This is a genomic window from Clostridium sp., assembly GCF_050717635.1.
Classification (GTDB): Bacteria; Bacillota; Clostridia; order Clostridiales; family Clostridiaceae; genus Clostridium_AD.
In genome coordinates, this window is sequence record NZ_JBOITO010000036.1 from 132532 (window position 1) to 154198 (window position 21667).

At 29.9% G+C, this 21667-nt stretch carries 34 protein-coding genes and 1 pseudogene; all 35 read right to left on the minus strand.

Going from position 1 to position 21667, the window contains the following annotated elements; genetic code table 11:
* Window positions 1-105: 105 nt before the first annotated feature.
* Window positions 106-615, minus strand: coding sequence for a GNAT family N-acetyltransferase (locus ACREWB_RS16845; RefSeq protein WP_431548624.1), 510 nt, complete (start codon window positions 613-615; stop codon window positions 106-108).
* A gap of 73 nt (window positions 616-688) precedes the next feature.
* A complete protein-coding gene (locus ACREWB_RS16850; RefSeq protein WP_431548625.1) occupies window positions 689-1078 on the minus strand; it encodes a VOC family protein in 390 nt (129 codons plus the stop codon).
* A 154-nt stretch (window positions 1079-1232) separates the two neighbouring features.
* Window positions 1233-1595 carry a VOC family protein gene (locus ACREWB_RS16855; RefSeq protein ID WP_431548848.1) on the minus strand — a complete coding sequence of 121 codons (363 nt, stop codon included), beginning with the start codon at window positions 1593-1595 and terminating at the stop codon, window positions 1233-1235.
* Between the two features lie 73 nt (window positions 1596-1668).
* Window positions 1669-2214: a GNAT family N-acetyltransferase gene (locus tag ACREWB_RS16860; protein ID WP_431548626.1), complete on the minus strand. Its 546-nt coding sequence runs from the start codon at window positions 2212-2214 to the stop codon at window positions 1669-1671.
* 101 nt (window positions 2215-2315) lie between these two features.
* Window positions 2316-2828 carry an NUDIX hydrolase gene (locus tag ACREWB_RS16865; RefSeq protein WP_431548627.1) on the minus strand — a complete coding sequence of 171 codons (513 nt, stop codon included), beginning with the start codon at window positions 2826-2828 and terminating at the stop codon, window positions 2316-2318.
* A gap of 85 nt (window positions 2829-2913) precedes the next feature.
* Window positions 2914-3387, minus strand: a complete 474-nt coding sequence (locus ACREWB_RS16870) for an HD domain-containing protein (RefSeq protein WP_431548628.1) — start codon at window positions 3385-3387, stop codon at window positions 2914-2916.
* Between the two features lie 50 nt (window positions 3388-3437).
* Entirely contained in the window at window positions 3438-3965 is a 528-nt protein-coding gene (locus tag ACREWB_RS16875) for a GNAT family N-acetyltransferase (protein WP_431548629.1), read from the minus strand.
* Between the two features lie 132 nt (window positions 3966-4097).
* Complete coding sequence (locus tag ACREWB_RS16880) at window positions 4098-4319, minus strand: glycine zipper domain-containing protein (protein WP_431548630.1); 222 nt, start codon at window positions 4317-4319, stop codon at window positions 4098-4100.
* 408 nt (window positions 4320-4727) lie between these two features.
* Window positions 4728-5492: a methyltransferase domain-containing protein gene (locus ACREWB_RS16885; RefSeq protein ID WP_431548631.1), complete on the minus strand. Its 765-nt coding sequence runs from the start codon at window positions 5490-5492 to the stop codon at window positions 4728-4730.
* Window positions 5493-5761: 269 nt separating this feature from the next.
* On the minus strand, window positions 5762-6754 hold the full coding sequence (locus ACREWB_RS16890; protein ID WP_431548632.1) for a S66 family peptidase: 993 nt from the start codon (window positions 6752-6754) through the stop codon (window positions 5762-5764).
* Window positions 6755-6772: 18 nt separating this feature from the next.
* Window positions 6773-7294: a GNAT family N-acetyltransferase gene (locus tag ACREWB_RS16895; RefSeq protein ID WP_431548633.1), complete on the minus strand. Its 522-nt coding sequence runs from the start codon at window positions 7292-7294 to the stop codon at window positions 6773-6775.
* A gap of 39 nt (window positions 7295-7333) precedes the next feature.
* Window positions 7334-7999: a ribose-5-phosphate isomerase RpiA gene (gene rpiA, locus ACREWB_RS16900; protein WP_431548634.1), complete on the minus strand. Its 666-nt coding sequence runs from the start codon at window positions 7997-7999 to the stop codon at window positions 7334-7336.
* A gap of 163 nt (window positions 8000-8162) precedes the next feature.
* Window positions 8163-8486, minus strand: a pseudogene (locus tag ACREWB_RS16905) (VOC family protein); the annotation flags it as partial.
* 92 nt (window positions 8487-8578) lie between these two features.
* On the minus strand, window positions 8579-9034 hold the full coding sequence (locus tag ACREWB_RS16910) for a GNAT family N-acetyltransferase (RefSeq protein WP_431548635.1): 456 nt from the start codon (window positions 9032-9034) through the stop codon (window positions 8579-8581).
* A 163-nt stretch (window positions 9035-9197) separates the two neighbouring features.
* Window positions 9198-9674, minus strand: coding sequence for a cupin domain-containing protein (locus tag ACREWB_RS16915; protein ID WP_431548636.1), 477 nt, complete (start codon window positions 9672-9674; stop codon window positions 9198-9200).
* 151 nt (window positions 9675-9825) lie between these two features.
* Complete coding sequence (locus tag ACREWB_RS16920) at window positions 9826-10332, minus strand: GNAT family N-acetyltransferase (RefSeq protein WP_431548637.1); 507 nt, start codon at window positions 10330-10332, stop codon at window positions 9826-9828.
* A gap of 50 nt (window positions 10333-10382) precedes the next feature.
* The gene (locus ACREWB_RS16925) at window positions 10383-11204 is read right to left on the minus strand and encodes an alpha/beta hydrolase (protein WP_431548638.1); all 822 of its coding nucleotides are present in this window, start codon (window positions 11202-11204) and stop codon (window positions 10383-10385) included.
* Window positions 11205-11298: 94 nt separating this feature from the next.
* On the minus strand, window positions 11299-11712 hold the full coding sequence (locus ACREWB_RS16930; protein ID WP_431548639.1) for an NUDIX hydrolase: 414 nt from the start codon (window positions 11710-11712) through the stop codon (window positions 11299-11301).
* Window positions 11713-11851: 139 nt separating this feature from the next.
* Window positions 11852-12430, minus strand: a complete 579-nt coding sequence (locus ACREWB_RS16935) for a class I SAM-dependent methyltransferase (protein WP_431548640.1) — start codon at window positions 12428-12430, stop codon at window positions 11852-11854.
* A 292-nt stretch (window positions 12431-12722) separates the two neighbouring features.
* Entirely contained in the window at window positions 12723-13169 is a 447-nt protein-coding gene (locus ACREWB_RS16940; protein WP_431548641.1) for a cytidine deaminase, read from the minus strand.
* 106 nt (window positions 13170-13275) lie between these two features.
* A complete protein-coding gene (locus ACREWB_RS16945; RefSeq protein ID WP_431548642.1) occupies window positions 13276-13734 on the minus strand; it encodes a GNAT family N-acetyltransferase in 459 nt (152 codons plus the stop codon).
* 49 nt (window positions 13735-13783) lie between these two features.
* On the minus strand, window positions 13784-14401 hold the full coding sequence (locus ACREWB_RS16950) for a VanZ family protein (protein ID WP_431548643.1): 618 nt from the start codon (window positions 14399-14401) through the stop codon (window positions 13784-13786).
* 174 nt (window positions 14402-14575) lie between these two features.
* The gene (locus ACREWB_RS16955) at window positions 14576-15190 is read right to left on the minus strand and encodes a uridine kinase family protein (RefSeq protein ID WP_431548644.1); all 615 of its coding nucleotides are present in this window, start codon (window positions 15188-15190) and stop codon (window positions 14576-14578) included.
* Window positions 15191-15255: 65 nt separating this feature from the next.
* Window positions 15256-15747, minus strand: a complete 492-nt coding sequence (locus ACREWB_RS16960; RefSeq protein WP_431548645.1) for a GNAT family N-acetyltransferase — start codon at window positions 15745-15747, stop codon at window positions 15256-15258.
* A gap of 208 nt (window positions 15748-15955) precedes the next feature.
* Window positions 15956-16282 (minus strand): hypothetical protein, encoded by a 327-nt coding sequence (locus tag ACREWB_RS16965; RefSeq protein ID WP_431548646.1) that lies wholly within the window; start codon window positions 16280-16282, stop codon window positions 15956-15958.
* Window positions 16283-16382: 100 nt separating this feature from the next.
* Complete coding sequence (locus tag ACREWB_RS16970) at window positions 16383-16823, minus strand: GNAT family N-acetyltransferase (RefSeq protein WP_431548647.1); 441 nt, start codon at window positions 16821-16823, stop codon at window positions 16383-16385.
* 91 nt (window positions 16824-16914) lie between these two features.
* Window positions 16915-17328, minus strand: a complete 414-nt coding sequence (locus ACREWB_RS16975) for an NUDIX hydrolase (protein ID WP_431548648.1) — start codon at window positions 17326-17328, stop codon at window positions 16915-16917.
* Window positions 17329-17472: 144 nt separating this feature from the next.
* Entirely contained in the window at window positions 17473-17844 is a 372-nt protein-coding gene (locus ACREWB_RS16980; protein ID WP_431548649.1) for a serine hydrolase domain-containing protein, read from the minus strand.
* A complete protein-coding gene (locus ACREWB_RS16985; protein ID WP_431548650.1) occupies window positions 17841-18026 on the minus strand; it encodes a hypothetical protein in 186 nt (61 codons plus the stop codon). The genes ACREWB_RS16980 and ACREWB_RS16985 overlap by 4 nt, the downstream gene beginning before the upstream one ends.
* A gap of 117 nt (window positions 18027-18143) precedes the next feature.
* On the minus strand, window positions 18144-18608 hold the full coding sequence (locus ACREWB_RS16990; protein WP_431548651.1) for a GNAT family N-acetyltransferase: 465 nt from the start codon (window positions 18606-18608) through the stop codon (window positions 18144-18146).
* A 363-nt stretch (window positions 18609-18971) separates the two neighbouring features.
* Window positions 18972-19226: a hypothetical protein gene (locus tag ACREWB_RS16995; RefSeq protein ID WP_431548652.1), complete on the minus strand. Its 255-nt coding sequence runs from the start codon at window positions 19224-19226 to the stop codon at window positions 18972-18974.
* A gap of 102 nt (window positions 19227-19328) precedes the next feature.
* Window positions 19329-19772: a stage III sporulation protein AH gene (locus tag ACREWB_RS17000; protein ID WP_431548653.1), complete on the minus strand. Its 444-nt coding sequence runs from the start codon at window positions 19770-19772 to the stop codon at window positions 19329-19331.
* Window positions 19773-19810: 38 nt separating this feature from the next.
* Entirely contained in the window at window positions 19811-20257 is a 447-nt protein-coding gene (locus tag ACREWB_RS17005) for an ASCH domain-containing protein (protein ID WP_431548654.1), read from the minus strand.
* Window positions 20258-20513: 256 nt separating this feature from the next.
* On the minus strand, window positions 20514-21050 hold the full coding sequence (locus tag ACREWB_RS17010; protein WP_431548655.1) for a GNAT family N-acetyltransferase: 537 nt from the start codon (window positions 21048-21050) through the stop codon (window positions 20514-20516).
* 177 nt (window positions 21051-21227) lie between these two features.
* Complete coding sequence (locus ACREWB_RS17015) at window positions 21228-21563, minus strand: HIT family protein (RefSeq protein ID WP_431548656.1); 336 nt, start codon at window positions 21561-21563, stop codon at window positions 21228-21230.
* Window positions 21564-21667 lie beyond the last annotated feature (104 nt).

The following is a 21667-nucleotide window of genomic DNA, read 5'->3' on the forward strand; positions in this document are numbered from 1 at the left end:
CCCCTCAGTTTATAGTTATATTACTTCTCAATATTTAACGATTGTTCACCTATTACATAAGTACGATTAATGCACTATTTATGATGATTTTGAATCAAATCATGATCATAATTCAATCCAATACCGCTGTGTTAATACTCCATTATCTGAAACTTGATTTTCCAATATTCCAATACAAGATTTAATAGTCTTTTCCGACGCAATATTATCAGCATCACATGTAAGTAAAACTTTTTTCATACCTAATTTTCTACATTCCTCCAATGCAATTTTCAGCATTTCTTTAGCATAACCCTTTTTACGTTCAATTTTTCTTACACTATATCCAATATGTCCCCCATAATTATATAAATAATCATTTAATGTATGCCTTATATTTATCATACCAATTAATTTATTATCTTCCTCCCTAATTGCTAAGAATACACTTGCAGTTACTTCAGTATGTTTGGTACTCTCTTGTTCATTGTCCGATACAAATTTCATCCATTCTTCATAAATATCATATTTATCCAAATATGATGTACCCGCCAAATTATCACCATTTACCATAAAATCGTTTTTGTATTCTAAAACCTGGTGTTTATATTCAATAGATGGTCTTAATAATCTCATAACATTCCTCCCTTATTGCTTATAATGTGAAATAACTCAACCTTAAATTGGAATTTTACTCTTCACATATAAATTATTTATTAAATGATCCAATTTCAATTAAATTACCTTCTGGGTCTGCTATATAGCAAGTACGTTGTCCCCAAGGTTCGGTTGTTGGCTCTAAAACAGATACTGCTCCTTTAGAAATAACTTCTTTGAATTTCAAGTCAACTGCCTTATAGTTTTCAACGCTTAATGCGATTTCATAATGTCCGTTTATTGTATCTGCATATCCAAATGATCTATTTGTCATCTTTTCAAAATCAGTCCTCCTATACAGCAAAAACAAAGTCCCATCCTTTTCTAAATATACATTTGATGTGTTTTCATCTTCTTTTATTCCAAATTCTAATACATCCCTATAAAATCGAACCATAGTTGCCATATCTTTTACGAAAATTCCAAAGCCATCTAACTTCATACAATATCATTCTCCTTTTAAAATTATTATTTGTCGGTAAACATACATAAATAATCGTTAGCAAAGTAGTTTACACTATTCTTCATCAATCATAGTTTTACAATAACGTAACAATATAAGAAGCTTACGTCATAACTAAAAATGCTCTTATTTACTATTTGATAGGTGAGGTTAGTTCAATATGATTTCCTTCACTATCAGCAAATTCTAATACCCATTTATTTTTTATATTTGTTAGTGGAAATACAATAGGGCAATTTAACAATAATAACCTTTCTTGAACCAATTTAATATTATCTACTTCAAAACTTGGCAAACAGTTATCTCCATAAATGTGCATTTCATTTACTTTTTCATTAGCAAAAAGTCCAAATCGGAAACCTTTAATGTCAAACACGCTATATACATCATCATGTTCTGTAACTGTCTTATTTAATAAACTTTCATAAAATTTAATTGCACGTTCCATATCTCTAACACATATGTATAATGAACTTATTCTAAACTCCATATTTATCCTCCATTATTTAACTAATATAATATTTTCCTCTTCAATTCATAAGAATATTGTGTATTAGATATACTAATAGTTACGCTAAACTTCTGTATCTTCTGTAATAGAAATAGCTATCACTTTCCATGTTGGGTTGTTTGTGTTTAATTGGTATTCGTTTTTCAAATAATTCAAAACCGCATTTCTCTGCAAGGTGACAAGAAGGAATGTTTGCACAATCAATCGTCAATATAAGATACTTTATATCTGATACATCGAAACACCAACCCACTAAAGCATTTACAGCTTCTTTTGCGTACCCATTTCTCTGATATTTTTCCGACATAAAATAGGCTATTTCAACTTCATTTACTGTATCTTCAAGACCCATACCTACCATCCCAATAATTTCATCTGTATCAGGTAATGCAATTGCATATCTTTTATTCTCATAAACATCTGTTGAATCTTTTTGAGTTTGGTGCCAATCAATATACCCCCAAAAGGCTTTTGGTGAATCATTGTTTTCTGCCCAATCAGGCATAAATCGAAAAATGTTTTCCTCTCTAATAATCTGATAAAGGCTTTCTGCGTCTTTTCGCTCAAAATCTCTAATTGTTATATGGTTTGTTTCTATTCGCATATTGCTCTTCTCCCCCATCGTATATAAATAATGTTTGCTTTATAATAATTTAACAGTTGTCTTATATCGTAGGTATTCGGTTGATGAACACTTTAAGAATGTTATAAATTATCAAGGTTTTTAATCCTTTGTTTTACGTATTTCTTTAATGTTGCAACGTGCATAGGATAAAAAGATTTTTCATTGCTTTCCAATAAATCTTGCAACTCTTTTATTGACATCCATCTAATATTTTTTGTTTCATTTGTCTTTTTTAATAATTCTCCTTTGGCCTTACAGATAAATGTTTGTACCATTACGGGGTATGTCCCTTGAATATTCTGACTACATGAAAATGGTGTATAACTTATAACTTTATAATCATTTTCTTGAAAAATTATTGTTTGGTTTTCACCTTCGATGTATGTAACTTCCAATCCTGTTTCTTCCCTAATTTCTCTTCTCAAACAATCAAAAACATTTTCAAACTCTCTTATCTTACCTGTAGGGATTTCAATCAATCCTGCCTCTGTTTTAGCATCATCCTTATACCTATCTTGAACTAATATATAGCCTATTTTATCTATGTTTTTCTCGATTATTCCACCTACGCCAGGTATAGAAAATAGTTCCATAATTCCACACTTCCTCTCTCCTCTAATGTTTAGTAATAAAATTCAATCATCTCTATTAAAAAATTATGAACTCATTACGCTAAATCTAATGTTCCAAACAGATTCCAAATTCAAGTTTAAGTTTTTCGTACCTATTTTTTTCATGTGCCATGATTTCAAACATAGGATTATACAGGCAGTGCTGAAATACATCTGCATCTATTAAAACTTCATTAAAATCAGAATGTACGACTTCTTTTTCACTGTGGGTATAAATAGCATCGCTAATCATTTTAGTCTCATAATCATTTGTTATACGCAATGATTTCAATATTTCTCTTGCCAAGATAGCACCTTCATGTGCATGGTCTTTTGTGTCCATTTTAGCATATGAATATATGTCATGAAGCATACCTGCCATTGTTGCAAGTTCAGCGTTTTCACCACGCTTTAGTGCAATTAATGCACAAGATTGAGCAACACCATATAAATGTGAATAAGCACATCTTCTCGCTTCAACATCTGTCATATTCAAAAGTATTTCATCAATATATTTTCTTAAAATTTCAATTCTGTTCATAAACGTTTCACCCCATCAATTATAATTAATATTTACTTTGGAAGATTATCTCATAGTAATTTTTCATATAGTCTAAACCAGTCCAACCCGTAGTTTCCGAGTCCCAAGTCAACTGTATCAACATATCTAAACCCACATTTTTCATACAACCTAATGGCAGGTATATTACCTTCGTAAACATCTAACCTAATTGATTTAGCTTGTGACTTTATACTGTGTTCAATAGAAAAATCCATTAATGCTTTGCCTACACCACATTTCAAAAATTTTGGATGAACTACAAATGTATATACAACAAAAGTATCTGAATAGTCAGACTCAAATCCCCATTTAGCTTTATAATACGCAGGTTCTGGTTCATGGCTTAAAATAACAGAACCAACGATTTTTCTATTATGTTTTGCTACATAGAGATTACCATGTTTAACTCCATCAATTGCATTTTGCCGAACAGGATATATACTCTTTTTCCATCCAGGGTAGTTTATTTCTTTTTCCAAATGGTCATTTAAATCGTTATAAAGCTGTTCTAATTCATCAATATCATTTGCTTCTCCTAATTCAAAGATTATACTCATATGTGTATCCCTCCAATTATAATATCCCCATTTTTTTATACACATTTTATCATTCCATTTAAATATTTACGATTGTGACACAATATTATTACGACTGCAAAATAACATGTGAGTAAATTATACTTATTAACTTTATTGTTTCTTCTTATTTTTGTCTGCTATAGCATCCATTGATGCTCCAATGGCAACACCTAAAGCAATACCAATAGATATATTATCCATTGATGCACCAATAGCAACACCTACAGCAATACCAATAGCGAGGTAAGTCCCCTTTGCAGATAGCTTGTTTTTAGCTACTTTTTTATTTTCATCACTGCCGTCTCTATCGTTATTCTTTTCTAAATCAGTCATAGTGAAGCCCTCCTAATATTTCTCATAATCTAACTATTGTTCAAGTATCCTATATTTAAGATTAATAAAGCACTTATGAAGGATGTGAACTAATATTATGTTTTATTTGTTCTTTTTATATTGTTCGACTCTCCTTTATTTTATCTTTTCATTTAATCATTAAATGACTGTGCTTCATATCTACACTTCTATGGCTAATACGATTATACTTTAAATCAGAACCATTACAGAATATTATACCAATTTAATATTATATTACCATAACATTGCACTAAAATAAAGATAGATCATTCCTAAGCTCTACTATTTAATCTCCCTATTCTACTACAAACAAAAACGCCACAAACTTTATCTTGTGACGTTTCATATAAATCAGTGTGATTTACTCTAACTAATATTATATTTGATTTACTGGTTAATCTTTTGAGCAACAATAACAAATCTATGCTGTTTACTTTCAACAAACCCTTGTTGATCAACTATTGATTGCAATTGACATAATTGATTAAAACAATTATCAACAGTGAAGCTTGGAAATTCCCATTCAATAATCTTTGCATAATAAACCAAAGCCCCTACATCAAAAAAATATTGTTTAGGAAAACATTCATCCGACTCTAAAATACTCATACTTTTATTTTGAATTAAAATTAGATTATTTTTTAATGTATGCTCATTATAAGTAATTTCTTTTAAATCACCTGTTAAAAGGCTTCGTAATTCCTTGTTGTTTAATCCGCCAACTTGCTGTGTAATAAACAACCCCTTCGGCTTTAACAATCGGTATACTTCGTTGATGTCAAAAGACGCTTGTCTATTTATTATGATGTCAAACATATTGTCTTCAAATGGCATGTAATTATCATTGAAAACCTGTCTAACATCGACTCCAAGTGGCATTAGTGTGCTTTTGCACAGTTCAAAGTTAGGAGGATATGCCTCTGTCGCAAACGTATTATTATAAGGGTGCTTTATAGTCAACAGATGTTCACCACCCCCAGTTCCCATATCCAATAAAATTGAATTGGTATTTAAATATTGTTGAACTATCTTGTCATAATTCCAAGGCAATGATTCTTCTGATTTTCTATCACTGATATATGAAAAATCCCACCCTTGAAACGTCTTTTTTTCTTCCGACAACCAGTATTCTTTTAACTTTATATATTCCATACCATAAACTCCTTTTCATAATTGATTTTGATGAAAAGCAGTGCAGTTAACTGATACCAAATTTAGTTATCTCGGCACAATCTGCTATCAGATTATATTATCTGCACCGAGTAATTAATTCGCTTTATTCTTTTCATAAGGTCACCTCCTTACATAAATTGTATTAAATAATATTACAATAAAGTACCGTATATGACTATAACCATTGATACCATCTTCAATAGTGTTGCAACGTAAAAACTAACATTTTATATAAAATCTTTCTTTACCTAATTACCAATAATGGTTACCTTCTTATTTGTAGCGTCAAGTTCAATCTGACATCCAATAGGTAGAGTCATCATTGGATGTGTATGACAGCAATCAAAATCTGCAATGAATGGTAACTTTTTATCTCCCATTACTTCTAATAATATTTCATATGGTTTTCTGCCCGTCTTCATGTCATCAAATAATTCATGCTTTCCAAGTATAATCCCAGAAATTCTATCAAATACGCCGTTTACTTTTAGAAATGAAAAACTTCTTTCGATCGTTGCAGAATCTTTTAAAGAATCTTCTATAAAAAGTATATCTCCATCGTTTATTTCAGGCATGTATTTACTACCCCATATACCCTGCATTGTATTCAGATTTCCACCTATTACTCTGCCTCTAACGTTTCCCCCGTAGACTGTAATCCATTGATTTCTTCTTCTTTCTTTGCTCCTATCTTGTGTTTCAAAGTTAAGGTGTTCATCTGTCCAGTATTCAGGAGTTTCAAAGACATAAGTAGTTTTCATTTTATCCATAGTGATTTCTTTAAAATATTTATAAGTAGAATCAACATATGGTGGTAGTTCTCCAAATGAAGCCACTAATGCAGGTCCATAGTATGTAGTTAATCCTGTTTGTGCATATATGGCAAGTAGAATTGCTGTAACATCTGAATATCCTATTATTATTTTAGGGTGTCTTTTAAATTCATCATAATCTATATAAGGAAGAATTGAATTTGAGTTCATGCCCCCTATTGTAGCCATAATACATTTTACTTCTGGGTTTCTAATTAAATTATTTAATTCCTCTGCTCTTTGCATAATACTTCCAGACCTGTAGAAGTCATATTTTCCAGTTAGGCTTCCCTCTATTATTTTAAAGCCCTTACTCTGTAAATATTTCTTAGCTTTATCAAACCTATTTGGGCATGAATATGTTATAGGCGATGATGGTGAAAAAATACCAATGGAATCACCCGATTTTAATTTTGTTATATTATTCATTTTGTCCCCCCATTTAAATTATTGAATTATTGAATTAATAAGTTCCCAGTAAATCAAATCGTGGTCCCGACTAATTTCTCTCATACCAACTTTTTCTAATGTTCGTGCAGAAGATTTATTGCTAATCAAACAATCTGCACGTATATATTTAACACTATGTTGAAAACTTAACCAATTCACAATAGCTTTTAATGCCTCAAAGGCAAATCCCTTTCCCCTTTCCCGTTCTACTAACCCAAAGCCAACTTCAACTTCGCCTTCTGCATTAGGTTTTCCATGAAACCCTATATCACCAACTACTCGCATATTGTCTTTTTTTACAATCATCCAAAATTCAAATCCACTTGGTTTCTTATCCTTTTCTAATGAGTCATTTATAATAGGCAAAATATCCAAAGTGTCTTTTGTAGGCCAGTTTTTATCTGTTTTTATTCCGAGCTTCTCAATTTCTTTACTGCTTCCCTCTAATAGAGATTGAGTTATTTCAAGTATTACAGGTACTATTAATAATCTTTCTGTATGTATGTTTTTTAAATTCATTTTATTTTCCACCTTTCAACACTTACTTGGAAATGCGTATTATTTACTTATAATTTCAACCGTATTTTCTCTTCCAATTATGATTGTGTTAGCAATATTAAGAAATAACCCTGTATCAACGACCCCAGGAATTAACTTTATCATTTTTTCTAATGCATATGGATTTTCTATCTTTTGAATGAATAAGTCAATTATATAATGCTGTCCATCAGTAATATAATAATCATCGTTATATCTTCTAATAACTGGGTTTAACTTTAGTTCTTTTAACCTATTCAAAATTTGATGATATGCAAATGGCACAACCTCAATAGGGAGAGGAAACTTTCCAAGCGATTGCACCATTTTATTTTCACTAACCACCCATATCACTTTTCTTGATGAAGTAGCAACTAATTTTTCATATAATAATGCCCCTCCACCTCCTTTTATTCCATTGAGTAAAATATCAACTTCATCTGCACCGTCTATTGTCAAATCAATATAATCTACCTTATCAAAAGGAATTACAGTTATTCCTAATTGTTGAGCAAGTTGAGTAGTTGAACTTGAAGTAGAAACTGCTTTAATATTTAATCCCTCTTTTACTTTTTCAGATAATTTTACAATTGTATGATAAACCGTTGAACCAGTTCCAAGACCAATAATCATACCATCTTTAATAAACTCAACTGCTTTTTCCCCTGCCCTTTTTTTACAATCCATTTTCATTCCACCCTTTTATAAAATTCATTTTCAATTTTAAAGGAAGTTTGCTATTGCAACCTCCAATATGTAAAATAGACTACTTTAATAATTTCTTTTGGTTAATGGTTAATGCTCATTCTCTTACTGTTGTAGCGTTATCTATGAATACTATAAATTATGCTTATTTTACTCTTTGAGCAATTGGATGGTTTTCTTTAAACTGAACCAAATCCCATAAGTTTCCGTATAAATCTTTGAATACTGCAACTGTACCATATGATTGTTCTTTAGGTTCTCTAACAAATTCTATACCTTCTGAAATCATTTCGTTATAGTCTCTCCAAAAATCATCTGTTCCAAGAAATAGGAAAATTCGTCCTCCTGCCTGATTTCCGATAAACGATAATTGTTCAGGTTTGGAAGCTCTTGCAAGTAATATTGTAGTTCCTGACGAACTTGGTGGAGACACTACCGCCCAACGTTTATCTTGTTCTGGTGGGTAACTAAGGAATTAACTTAGTAGGTCTTTTATAAAAACTATGTAGTTACTATAAATAACATCGGTTGTGACACTTGATAAGAATATTGTAAATTAAATCATTTTTTCAGTGTGTAAGTTAATAGCGGAATTTTACGTCCTCTTTTGACAAGTGATTCAATTTCACCAACCTGTATGGCCCCCATTTTCGTATAAAATTCTTTTGCTTGTGGGCTTGTTACAATCGAAAATTCTTTGATATTATTTTTTTTACAGTTTTCAACCATATGTTTCCATAATAATCTCCCATATCCTTTATTTATATATTGAGGGTCAATATATAAATATTCTAACGAAGGTTCATTATTTTCAATTATAAAACCATAAAATCCGACTATATTTCCATCCTTTTCTATAACAAAAGTTAAATTATTACTTATGAATTTTTCAGTTACTCTATAAAAGGATTTAAATTTTTCTATGTGCTCAGAATCATAATTCCAATATGATTCTGATTCTATAGCAATTTTTGTTAGAATCTCACATTCATCTACTTCAGCACTCCGTATGTTCAATCTTGTCTTCACCCCCGCTATAAATTTTCTGTAATACCATTAATTCAAATTGTGACAAAGTTTAAGAAAAGTACGTATTAAATCTAAATTATGATTATGGGTGCTTTATTTCAGATCTTAAACTGTATGGCTACTTCCTATACTGATTTGAAACTATAATTATTTATTCGCCTTCATAATAATCTACATTAGTATTCTTTTTATAAAATGTACTTGATTTACCATTTACAATTATACCGACTTTATCTGAGTTAGGATAACACACTATATCAGGAGAATTAACTGTATCATAGCCTACGTAGGTAAGCATTTCATTCTGTGACAAATTGATGATTCTATGTGCTCCTTTTTCTGATGGAGGGCAAACAATAATATCGCCTGCTGAAATTATTGTTTCACCGTTAGGTGTTTCTAAAATGCCCTTACCACTAATAATATAAAAAACTTCTTCACTTTTAAGATGGTAGTGGTACGGATAATTAGCTTTCTTTGGTGGAATTTCATATATAGCAACATAGCACTGATTTTCTTTACTTCTCTCTGTTACTTCATACTTTTTATATTCGTAAGGATCATGTTCACATTTATGTCTTGGTGTAATTAAATTTTTATTAGTTGTTTGAATTTCACGGCTATCCATTAAATAATCTCCCTTCAATATCTGTGTATAGTGTAGTATAAGAACCTTCACATTTAGGCCTAATAATGTATACTAAATACTCGCTATCATGTTTTGAATATTCTTACTTTTCAACTGGCAATTCCTTGATATAAAAAATATATAAATCTAATTATATATTTTTTATATAGCGATACTCATTTAATTCTTTTCCAATATTCAACTTCTTTACTGTTCCATCATGCTGAAATCCTATCTGTTCATAGAACCTTCGAGCATTCACATTTTCTTCAAGTACCCAAAGAGAAATTTTGTTAAATCCTCTATTTTTCAATTCTTTTATTCCCCATTTTATTAATTCAGTACCTATTCCTTGATTCCAGTAATTCGGTAATAAGTATATTCCCCATATCTCACCCCAATGGCCATCTAATTCTACATCTCTACATTTTCCTAAAGTCATAAATCCAACAGGCTTGTCTCCCTTAAATATCACCACATTTTCTTCTGATTTATTAAGTAATGCTTTTTTAAAATATTCCCCCCTTTTTTCAGCACTCATATTATCAAGTATTAAATCTGGAATAATTGATTTGTATGCAGTCTTCCATGATTGAGAGTGAATATATCCTAATATTTTAGAGTCATTAATATCTGCATAACGAATATAGCTATCCATATTATTCCCCTTCGCTCCACTTTCAGCACATCAGTTTCAGTTTTCAACTTCTATAAATCTTCAATAAAATCTTTTATGGCTGACTTAAATTGCTCATTATTCTCTAAATATAACATGTGTTTGCCTTGCATAATTCTAATATTTTTATTAGGAAATTTAAAGTTTTTATAATGATTGGGACCAACAGCATAATCTTCATTTCCAGTTATAACAAGTACAGGAACAATTATTTCTTTTGTAAGATCAAAATAATTTGTGAAATAATCTTGGTTGCTAAAAGCCTGATTTGCCATAGTTGCATTAAAGTTTTCTATTTGGTTACTAACATCATTTACTCTTAAAAAGTTATTATAATCTCTATACTGGAGTTTATAAAATATATCTTTTTCAATAAGTATATTAACAATATATTTCCATTTTTCTATAGTAGAATTATATGTATCTAATTGTACATTTTCTTCACCTAACAGTTTAGACCCGTAGTATATTTGACTTTCAAGTGAGTACTCAAAATTAAGAGTAGAATTTAACAGAATAATTTTATCAACAAACTTCGAATATTTATAAACGTAATTTACAGCTATAATCCCTCCAAATGAATGTGCCATTACTATCCACTTTGCTATTCCTAATTTTTTTCTTATTTCTTCAATATCATCTATTATTCTATCTATAGAATAATCACCATCAATAGTCCCTCCTGACCTGGCACTTCCCCTTTGATTAAAATATATTATATTCATAAAGCTTTCTAATGAATTACCGCCTAATACTTCAAAGTCAAGACTACCTTCTCCTGGCCCACCATGAATGAATATACAAGGTATACCCTCTCCAGACTGTTTTACATATAGATTAACTTTATCACTCATTTCTAAATACATTTAATTGTCCCACCGTTGTTCAATTTCTATATATATAGTTAGGTCATAATAAATTATCACTGTGCCTTAATATAATAATATGTTAGAATTCATACCTACTCAAATTATTTATATTCCATCTTACCATTCTTTCCTTAAATACATCATGCATAATACTGATACTCTCATCATTGAACTCTAACCATTGGTATTTATCATGTTCATCAGATAGTATTACATCACCATCTTTTATTGTGCATAAATATATAACACCCGTTATTTGGTATTCCTTAGAAACAAAATTCCAAGTATCTAAAAGTTTATATGAATTTATAACTAAATTAATTTCTTCCTTTACTTCTCTAAATAGCGTCTCTTCTGCTGTTTCTCCAAACTCCATCCTTCCACCAGGCAATTCCCATAAGTAACCTGTTTCTTCCGTCTTATGTAATGCTAAATATTTATTATTATTTATAATAAGTGCCTTTGTTGCAAAGTAAATTTTCTTGTTCTCCATACAATAAATCCCCCTAAGACCTTCAAATAACTATATAATCCACAAGAATTAATATCTCCATTAATGAGAACATAATAATTGGCATTATCTGTTTCATATCCAAATATGGTCATCTCCTTGTTGCAGAATATTTTACTGTTTAGCTTTGAATTTTCCTCTTACAATAAATATAAGTAACAAAAACTCCTCTATCATCTTGATTTTCAATGTATTTAATTAACTCAAATGAATTATTTATATTTTCAAAATCAGTTGCTTGAATTAAGTCCTTTTTTTTAATTTTAGAGTCAACATTATGCTTGTCCCCAAACCCACAGATAAATAAAATACCATCATCTGTTATATGGTTTTCTATATCTGCAAATTGTTCCTTATTTAATCTATAATGATTAATTAAAATATTATCAAATATGCCTATATCCTTTAATGAATTTGCAATACTTAAATCAATTTGTTCTGTATTTACTAAATAATTATCTCGTTTTGTAAACATTTTTAAACGTTCAAGTGCCTTACTACTGAAATCAACTCCTGTTACTTTAAAACCCTTATCACTTAAAAACAGTGTATTCCTTCCATCCCCACATGCAATATCAAGAACGGAACCCATTTTAAAGTATCCTATATTTTCAACCACTGACTTTTCAGGACTTAATGGCTTATCATCTCTATTAGCAAATTTATCATCCCAGTATTGTTTATTTCCCATATACTCCATTTTATAACCTCCCAGTGCTGTATTTCCAACACTATAGTAATATACCCATATCTAATACAGATACTTTCATTTCCAACAATGCTTTATAAAATGGATTTGATTTTTAAATTTTAATTCGTTTTAAAGATAACCAACCCCTATGTTCATTATTTTTCGTTATCAATGTTTTCAATATATAAACTTATTTCACCACAATCTGGGCATATCGCAACTATCGGTTTTTCACTAAAACTTTTTTAGTTATGACGCATGATATGAATGTTTCGACTTAACTAAAAATAAAAGATTATACTTATTTGTTGTTTTTAAAGTCTATTTTCTTATAATGCTCTAACTCTTCATTCGGATAAGCTCCTGTCCAATGGTATGGCTGTAATTCATTAAGAGTTACAAATTTAAGAACGTTGTCTTTATTTGTTACGCCAACTTTTACATCCTTTCCCCAATAGCGTAATCTCTCTTGACATACACCACAAGGTGAAAGCACCTTAAATGGAGAGACTTCATCGTCCCTTGTAATGCATAGGCAATGTGTTACGTTTGCTTGATATTTCTGTGCTTCGCACATTGCCCCTGTTTCTATACATACTGACACACTGGTATTAGCAGTTTCTAACGCCACACTTATTAAATACTTATCATCTTCAGTATGAATTACTGCCACACCACCCCATCTTATTGGAAAACGATGCTCAATAAATTCAACAGCTTTTCTGTACATGTTTTGTTCTATATCCATAATTTCAACCCCTTATTATATAAATAATGCATCGAGATAAACTACTATTGTCCTCAATCGTAGTTTAATGATTGAGGAAATATTTATGAAAATTACGAAGCAATTACTATTTTAATTTACACTCATATACACACTTTTGTTTTACACCCTTTAGATACATTTCATTATGTGGTGGCAACTCTACTATTTCTTTAAGTTTAAGTCCCGCCTTCTCGCAAGTTTTTCGAGATGGAAAGTTATCTGGATTGCAAGTTATTATTAAACTATCCATTCCATGAACAATTGCTACCTGTTTAATGATTTTACAAGCCTTTGAAGCATAATTGTTGCCTCTATAAGATTCTTTAATCTCATAACCAATATGGCCACCATAATATATATTCTGATTATAGCCGACACGAATATCAATAACACCTATACTATCATTAAAATTGTGTAAATAAATCCTATATTTATATGCAGGTACATAGCCTTTTTCATCATTAGAAGGTGTCTTTTCTTCTATCTTTAAATCAATTTCACCATCTGTTAAAAAATCAAAATCAAAATCCTTGAACTCGAACATTCTATCCCCTCTCCATTTCCATATAAAATATAGCTTTGGCACAAAACATTTATTTACTATAATCTACATTCGTGTGAATGCCATTTAGAAATTCTTTGTTAATCAATTTTAGTACAATCTTCTTATAAAACATGTATCCTATCCAAGCACCAAAAGTATTTAATATTATGTCATCAATATCGAATGACCTGCCTATATTTCCTACATAGTAAGATAAAAGTTGATTAATCTCTATTCCTAAAGAAAATAAAAATGAATATAAAAGTGTCTTTCTAACATTGTAAAACTTCCTCCATAATATTGGTAGTAGTAAGCCAAATGGAAATAATAGTAACGTATTACCCAAAATATTCTTAATCCAAAATCTAATCATAAAATTATGCATTTGTGAATCTTGTGGAATATTAATAACACTATCTATTGTGTTAAAAACTGGTACAAAGTTTACTGAAACCATCCCCTTACTTCCATCCCAGTTTATCATTAGTGGGAATAAAGTTATTCCTATAAAACTGAGAATATAGACAAGAAAAAGATTTAACACAATTTCTCTTTTAATTGAAAACTGAACTTTACTGCGATTTTTGAGAATTGAAACTACTCTAACCAGTATCCACATAGGTAGAATAATTATGAACAAAAATTCAATTTCTAACCTAATACCCATTAAAAATCACCCTTTCACTGCTTTTTGACCACTCAAATAAAATAATTAATGTTATTGTAATATACTTATGATCTTATCTAACTGTTATTTTAAATTTTATTTTCATCATTAAACTCTTACATATTAATTAATTGTTCAATTATTTCAGGTTAATTAAAAATACTGGATACCATTTTAGATATCTCCACAACCATCTATAACTAAATCTACTTGTTCATATGGGTTATGCTCCTTCATATATCTATCTTCTTGAACCATCCAGTTTTTCTCCCACATGTCTCTTGATGTTTCTCCATCTCGTTCAATTCCACGGGCAAGACGGATTCCCCTCGAACAATCAACAAAAACTTTATAATCATACAAATTAACCAATTCTTTTCTTATAGAATAAACTCCCTCAACAACTACTATTCCGCCAATACATACTACGTTCCAGTCACCTAACATATCTGAAGCCCAGTCATATATTTGATATTTAGAATTCACATTATTAGCCAATGGATCTAATACTTGTTCTTTAAATCTCCGCCAATCAACATCAGCTCCAATCGGTTTTTCTATAGCAGTCCCCTTAATTCTTTTAGCTGATGATATATAAAAATCATCCATATGTATAATAGTTATATCTGAACTCAATTCTGCTAATTGTTTTGTAAATGTACTTTTGCCTGAACCACCACAGCCATCTACTCCAACCAAAAGAGTTGACTGCTTTCTTGGCAGGTTATCCAATGTCATTAATAGCTGTTCAAATGATTTAAATTCTCCCCGTATACTTTTAAATATCATATTTTATCAATCCTTTTATTATCATAGATTTTTAGATCTTTTTTAAGATTATTCAGAACTTATAATTAGTAATCATACTCATACTTGCCAACACCGATCTTTTGAGTTAATACTTCGTTTTCTCTGGCTTTCCTTATCTCAATAAGATTTAGAACATTATATCCTCTTTTAGATAAGAACGGTATTATTTTATCATTATTAGGATGTACATAATTAAACACTGTACTTCCGCCCAATCTTTGTGCAATATCCTCTGCCTTTTCATATAATTTTGAGCCTATTCCATTTCTTCTTGTATTATGAGAAACAAATAAAGATTCAGCCCAAACCGTTTCACTTTCAACTCGGCATACTAAATATCCTAATAGCTCTTTGTTACTATCCTCAGCCACAAATACAGGATACTTTCCTTCCATATACTCTCTAAATTCTTCTTTTCCTTGCTCTATATTAGGAATAGATCTAACTGTTTTAAGCCGTCTCAAATCTACTCTGAACTGTGCTATTAATACTGATATTTTTTCTTCGTCATTTGATTTTGCTAACCGTATAATCATAGTTTCTTCCCCCTTAGTAATTCGTTTTATTTGAATTTATTTGAATACAATACAATTAAGGTTAACCAATTTGTTTGGTCATCTGTTCGATTTCAAATTATATTTTCCTTACTTTAAAGATAAATGATAGTGGACGCATTTTTGCCTTTTTTTTGACCTGTTGTCAATATTACAATAAAAACTGAAAGAAGTTTCCCATAACGTAAATTTATGAATTAGATAAAGCAAATCCTCCAATAATCATAGTAGTTACTTTATTTTTTGTATTTATTAAACTTAAAGCCAAAGTAAACCCAATTGCTAAAATTAATGTAGTGGTAGGTCCCATATCCCAAGGATTCTGATAATCCTCTAATCCTCTTCTAAAATCTATATCTTTAGGATACTTATATACTTGTCCAACTTTATTAAATCCTGTACTGACATGAGCACCAACAGTATAAGAACTTATTCCATGTGCAATTTCATGTAAGAATGTAGATACTATAAAACAGCAAACTAATATTACAAACCATTTTATCAAAGCTTTTTTCATTGTGAATCCCTCCGTTTTCATAATAAAAAACACTATTTCACATCATCGTCATATTTTATTATTGTGCCAACACTATATTCCTAATTGATTATGCATCTTTCTATACTTGAAAAACTTTCTTAAAATTCTTCTGTTCTTTATTCCCAATATAGCCACACTTTATATAAAATGCGTGAGCTCCAACTCTTGTTGCTCCTGACACCAATCGGATGCCATAAGCACCTGTGTCCTGTGCCCATTCTTCAATTTTACATAAAAGCATTTTTCCAATACCATTTTTTTTAAAATCAGATAAAACAGCAATACCCATAATGTTTTTCATAGGTGGTGCATATAGCAAATCATGATTATTTGCGTGAATATATCCAACTACTTTATCAGCAACTATTGCTACGTATATTTTATGATTACTATCATTTATTAATTGTTCTAATTTCTTTTTTGTACCTTCAGCGGGATACTCATAACCCATTTCATTTTTATTCAGTAAAACAATTCCTATATAGTCCTGTATTGTGCATTCTCTAATAATAATTTTCACATTAAAACCCCCAAGGAATTATAAATATATTCCATATTATAATTACAACCTACCATAAGAATCAACACACAGTTCATTATAAGATTCTATTTCATCTTAATTTAAGTGTTTTCTTATGTAGAAATGGTTGGATTTGTGGATAGGTTAGCTTTTCTGGTAATTCATCAAATAATTTAACCTCGCCTATTTCTAAATTTGGTAATTCACCTATTTCATTTATCTCACTAAAGAACAATCTTCCGAATAGTTTGCCATTAGAATCATTCATTGAATAATCGCAAACTGGTTTTATGATAAATTTCTTTGCACCAGTCTCTTCAAACAATTCCCGCTTAGCAGTATGATCAATACTTTCACCCATTTCCCTATGCCCACCTGGAATTTCCCAAGTATCTTTCTTCTTATGTCTAACATAAACCCATTTTCCTTTATATATTGTTGATATTACTGCAAACTTTAGATTTTCTTCATCAACCTCTCCTAAATCACAAAATTCTATTTCCATAGATTTCACACCCCATTTTCTATTTATTTCTGTTTCAATATGCCCTATTTTACTGATGCGTGCTATATGAAAATAAATCCTCCAGTATAAGTATATTTAGTACCTTTTTATCACGATGTAATATTTTACACATACAGCATTTTTTTACATGGCAGACATCATATCTTCAGCCACTTTAAATGCCATACGACTACCTTCATCACGATTACATAAAACGGTACATACAATTTTACTGTTCGGGTAATAGGCACTTCTGAATGATACTCCAGGATCTCCACCCATGATGTGAATTTTCATAACACTATCATTCAATGTGTCTAACCATACGCCATACCCATATGAAACACAATTTTCTCCAGTATTTACTTGCGGGCTAAGCATGGCTTGTACACTTTGAACTGAAAGAAGTTTCCCATTTAACAAAGAATTCCAGAATAAATACATATCACTTGCAGTAGTATAGGCCCCTCCATCTCCACCACCAATTATAGGCACAGAATAAATATTGGTTTTCAAACCACCTTTTCCATTGTCTGTGTAACCAATTGCAGTATCCCCTGGAAACTTATATTAGATTCTCCCATAACTTCTTGTACAATGGTTTCTCCATTAATGGAGAGTAATATGACCCCAGAAAAATTGGGGTTCTTATTTAATATTTGTGATTTTATAACATGAGCATCCACTATTTTTTTCACTGCCTTTCTAAACAATATTCTTGATATCTAATTGTTGTTTATATAACGTATATTGATGGTTGATGAATCATTTAAGAAGAAAGCTAATTAATACAACTACACAGTCGGTCTTATTTTTTATAATATAACTTCCATTGGTGTATATAAAATTCCATGATAATTTTTTTGCCTATCCAAATCTTTAAATCCTATCTCATGATAAAAATGTACAGCATAAGGAGAAGCGTTTAATTTTATTTTTTCAACTTGCTTTTCCTTCAACTCTGAAATTATTTGATTAAACAGCATTGTTGCAATACCATTTCTATGATATTCCTTATCTACAAAAACACATGATACATGATTATTTTCACTTATAGATAAAACTCCAACAAGTTTTTCTTTTGAATATGCTCCGTACATAATCTGCTTACCATTTTTAAAGCAGTTTTTAAAATCTTCAGATTCAATAAAATTAACTCTAAAAGTATCTACTGCTTCTTTGCTATAATCTGGTGCAACAAATTCTAAAAATGTATTCCAAATTAGTGAAAATGCTTTATCTAATCCTTCATAATCTACTTTTCTAATTAAATATTCCACTGCTTACTACCTCCAAGGCTTTAATAAATAATCTTTACTTCGATATTATCAACTATTTTTAATTAATTGCATAATTGTGATTGATAAAGGATTTAAGAAAGTTACGAATATATGTATACTACTAATATTAATTCATTATTGAATTGTATAGTAAAGGTATAATAATCAATGTTAATGGTATGATAAACACCACAAGTTCACCAATGCCACCAATAAATTTCAATATTTCTGTCATCTAAATTCGCCCTTATTTAATTAGACTTTGTACGCATTTTTTAACAATTATTAATCTATCGTAGTTTTAAGATTGCTGGACAATATATGAAGAATTCGAATTATCAAGAAGAAATCTAAATTGAGTTTTTACTTCTTCGCATCCTTTTTTTTATCTTCTTTTACAAGTAAATAAAATATAGTGATTGCAAGTAAAGCTACTATTCCAACTATTATATTTTCAAAAGTCTTACTAAGTGCACTCGCAAATGGTGTTTTAAAGTAAACAGCTATACATCCAATAATTGTCGCTAACAGAAATGACATTTTTTTAGATTTAATATATCCAATAAAGAAAAAAACAACCATTATTAAAGAAAAAATACTACTTATAATATTTGCCAAATTTACACCCCCTAATTACTTCGCAATTTTTTACTATTCTTCATCAATCATATAATTGTAATTTATGAAGAATTATAGAAAGTTCTGAAGTAACTGAAAATACTATAACCTTACTTTTAACCCTTTAATTTTTATGATTTTATTGATCTCTTCTTCATCTTTAGTTTCAATGTAACTTTCATATTCATGTGAAGTGTTAACTAACCAAGGCTTATGGTTTTTTATAAAAGATAAGTCCTCTGGTAAGTTTGGTTGAACCCAATCATGTAGTGAATTAGATACTTGCTTTAATATTTTTTTAGCATGATTGTCAGTATTGTAATAATATACCAACACGGGTTGCTCACCACCATATATTGTACCTGGCCATTCAAATTGTTCTTTTACTTCTTTTAGAGATGGTTTTAATTTTTCTAAAACATAATTAACATTAGTATTTATATCCATATCACTTCTTACCACTAATACAAATTCATTACAAACTTCAAAAGCTAAATCTATTAAATCTCTATAAATCTTCTCTCTTGGATTAGTTTCTATAAACATAAATTCCCCTCCTTACATTATAAGAATATTGTTAAGTATTATTTCCATACTACTTTAAATTCTTCACAAACAATTATCATATTTTCATCAAAGGCGAGGTCATATACTTTAAGTTCCTTTGTAAAAAAATCTTTATGTACCTTTTTCCAATATGCTATGGAAAAATCTCCTTCACCCTCCTTTAAAGCATGTTTTTCTGACACTTCCAGAAATGAGCAAGTATAAACTTTGGTCGTTTCAGTTATACAGACAGCATTATTATCAGAGTCTAAAATAATATTCAAACCGCCTATTGGTGGTAACTGACTTTTTTCAAGTTCATATAATTTATATGCAGACGCAGTTGCTGTCTTGATACCATTCACCACAAGTTTAGCAAGTTCATTTACTATTGAAGTATCTCCACCAAAACACCAAGAATCATAAGTCTTATTTTTAACGTGGTTGTTTTGTGTATATAAATTCCACATATCTTTTTCCGTCATTTGTTTTTAACCTCCCATTATATAAATAACCATTACGTCGGCATATTCTACCACTGTAGATTAATATAAGAATATGTTAAAAGTCACGCCTACTGAAGTCCTTTTAAATCCCATCCTATCATTCTTTCCTTAAATGCTCATTAGCAATGTTAATGGAATAGTAACTATTCTTTATAAGTAATTAGTTAGTTTGAAACAATTTCCTTTATACCCTCATCAGTATATTACGAGAAAAATCTATGAGGGGTATATCATATTAGCCAATTGTGTACCCCATAAATAAAGCATCATAGAATTTACCGTTAATCTGTAAATTTCTACTTATTATTCCTTCTTGTGTAAATCCTAATTTTTTATATACATGAATTGCTGAAAAATTATCATCCCTAACTATCAAGTTTATTTTCCTTATCAGCCCCGACTGTTTACTCCATTCAATTAAATATTTTATTAATTCTGTTCCAATCCCATTTCCCCAATATTCTTTCAAAATACTAACACCAAATTCTCCAGTGTGTGATATTCTTGGTCTTTTACCTCCTGAAAAAGATAAATTCCCAACTATTTTGCAGTCAATTTCAGCAACTACACATATAGCGTTATTTTGCTTTGATATATCATCAAGATATTTTTCTTCCTGCTCAATACTCATTACAAATTCTTCTTGACCAAATGTTAAAAAATCTGATTCACTACTAATTGTTTTAACATACTCTAAAATTATATTTGCATCAGAAGCCCTTGCTTCTCTAATTACAACTGAAATTCCATTTTTCAGTATCAATTTATTCATATAATACCCCCCTTAAACATTTTACAAATTAAGTCTTTTATTTAACTGTTTAAAATAATCCCATAGCTTATCACCTTTTAAATTAAATTGTTTATCACCCGCCATAACTGTTTCAAACCCTTAACCCACTTTGTTATTTATCGTTCTACCGTTAATTTATTAGAATTTATAGATTGATTATAATTCTTCTAATATCACTTTTAATTTTTCTTTTACAAAATCCAAATTATTTTTATTATCAAATTCTTTGCAAGTCCATCCAAATTCATCATCTATATACCTTGGAAATACATGCATATGATAATGGCCAAAATCAGTGAATATACCTCCATTTTGCATAATTGTATATCCATCGGGATTAAATGCTTTTTTTATAACCTTGGTAAGCTTTATAGATAATTTTGTAATTCTTAGTAAAGTTTCATCATCTAAATCATCAATATCATGATAATGTTCTTTAGGTACTATCAATATATGACCTTCATTGCACTTCTCCAAGCCTAACTTTAACATCAAAGTTCCATATCCCTTTTTTCTTTCAGTTGGTCTGATAGACTAACCTATATGTCCTCCCCTTTTAAATAGGAATTCATCTAATTTATGCCTTATAGTAATCC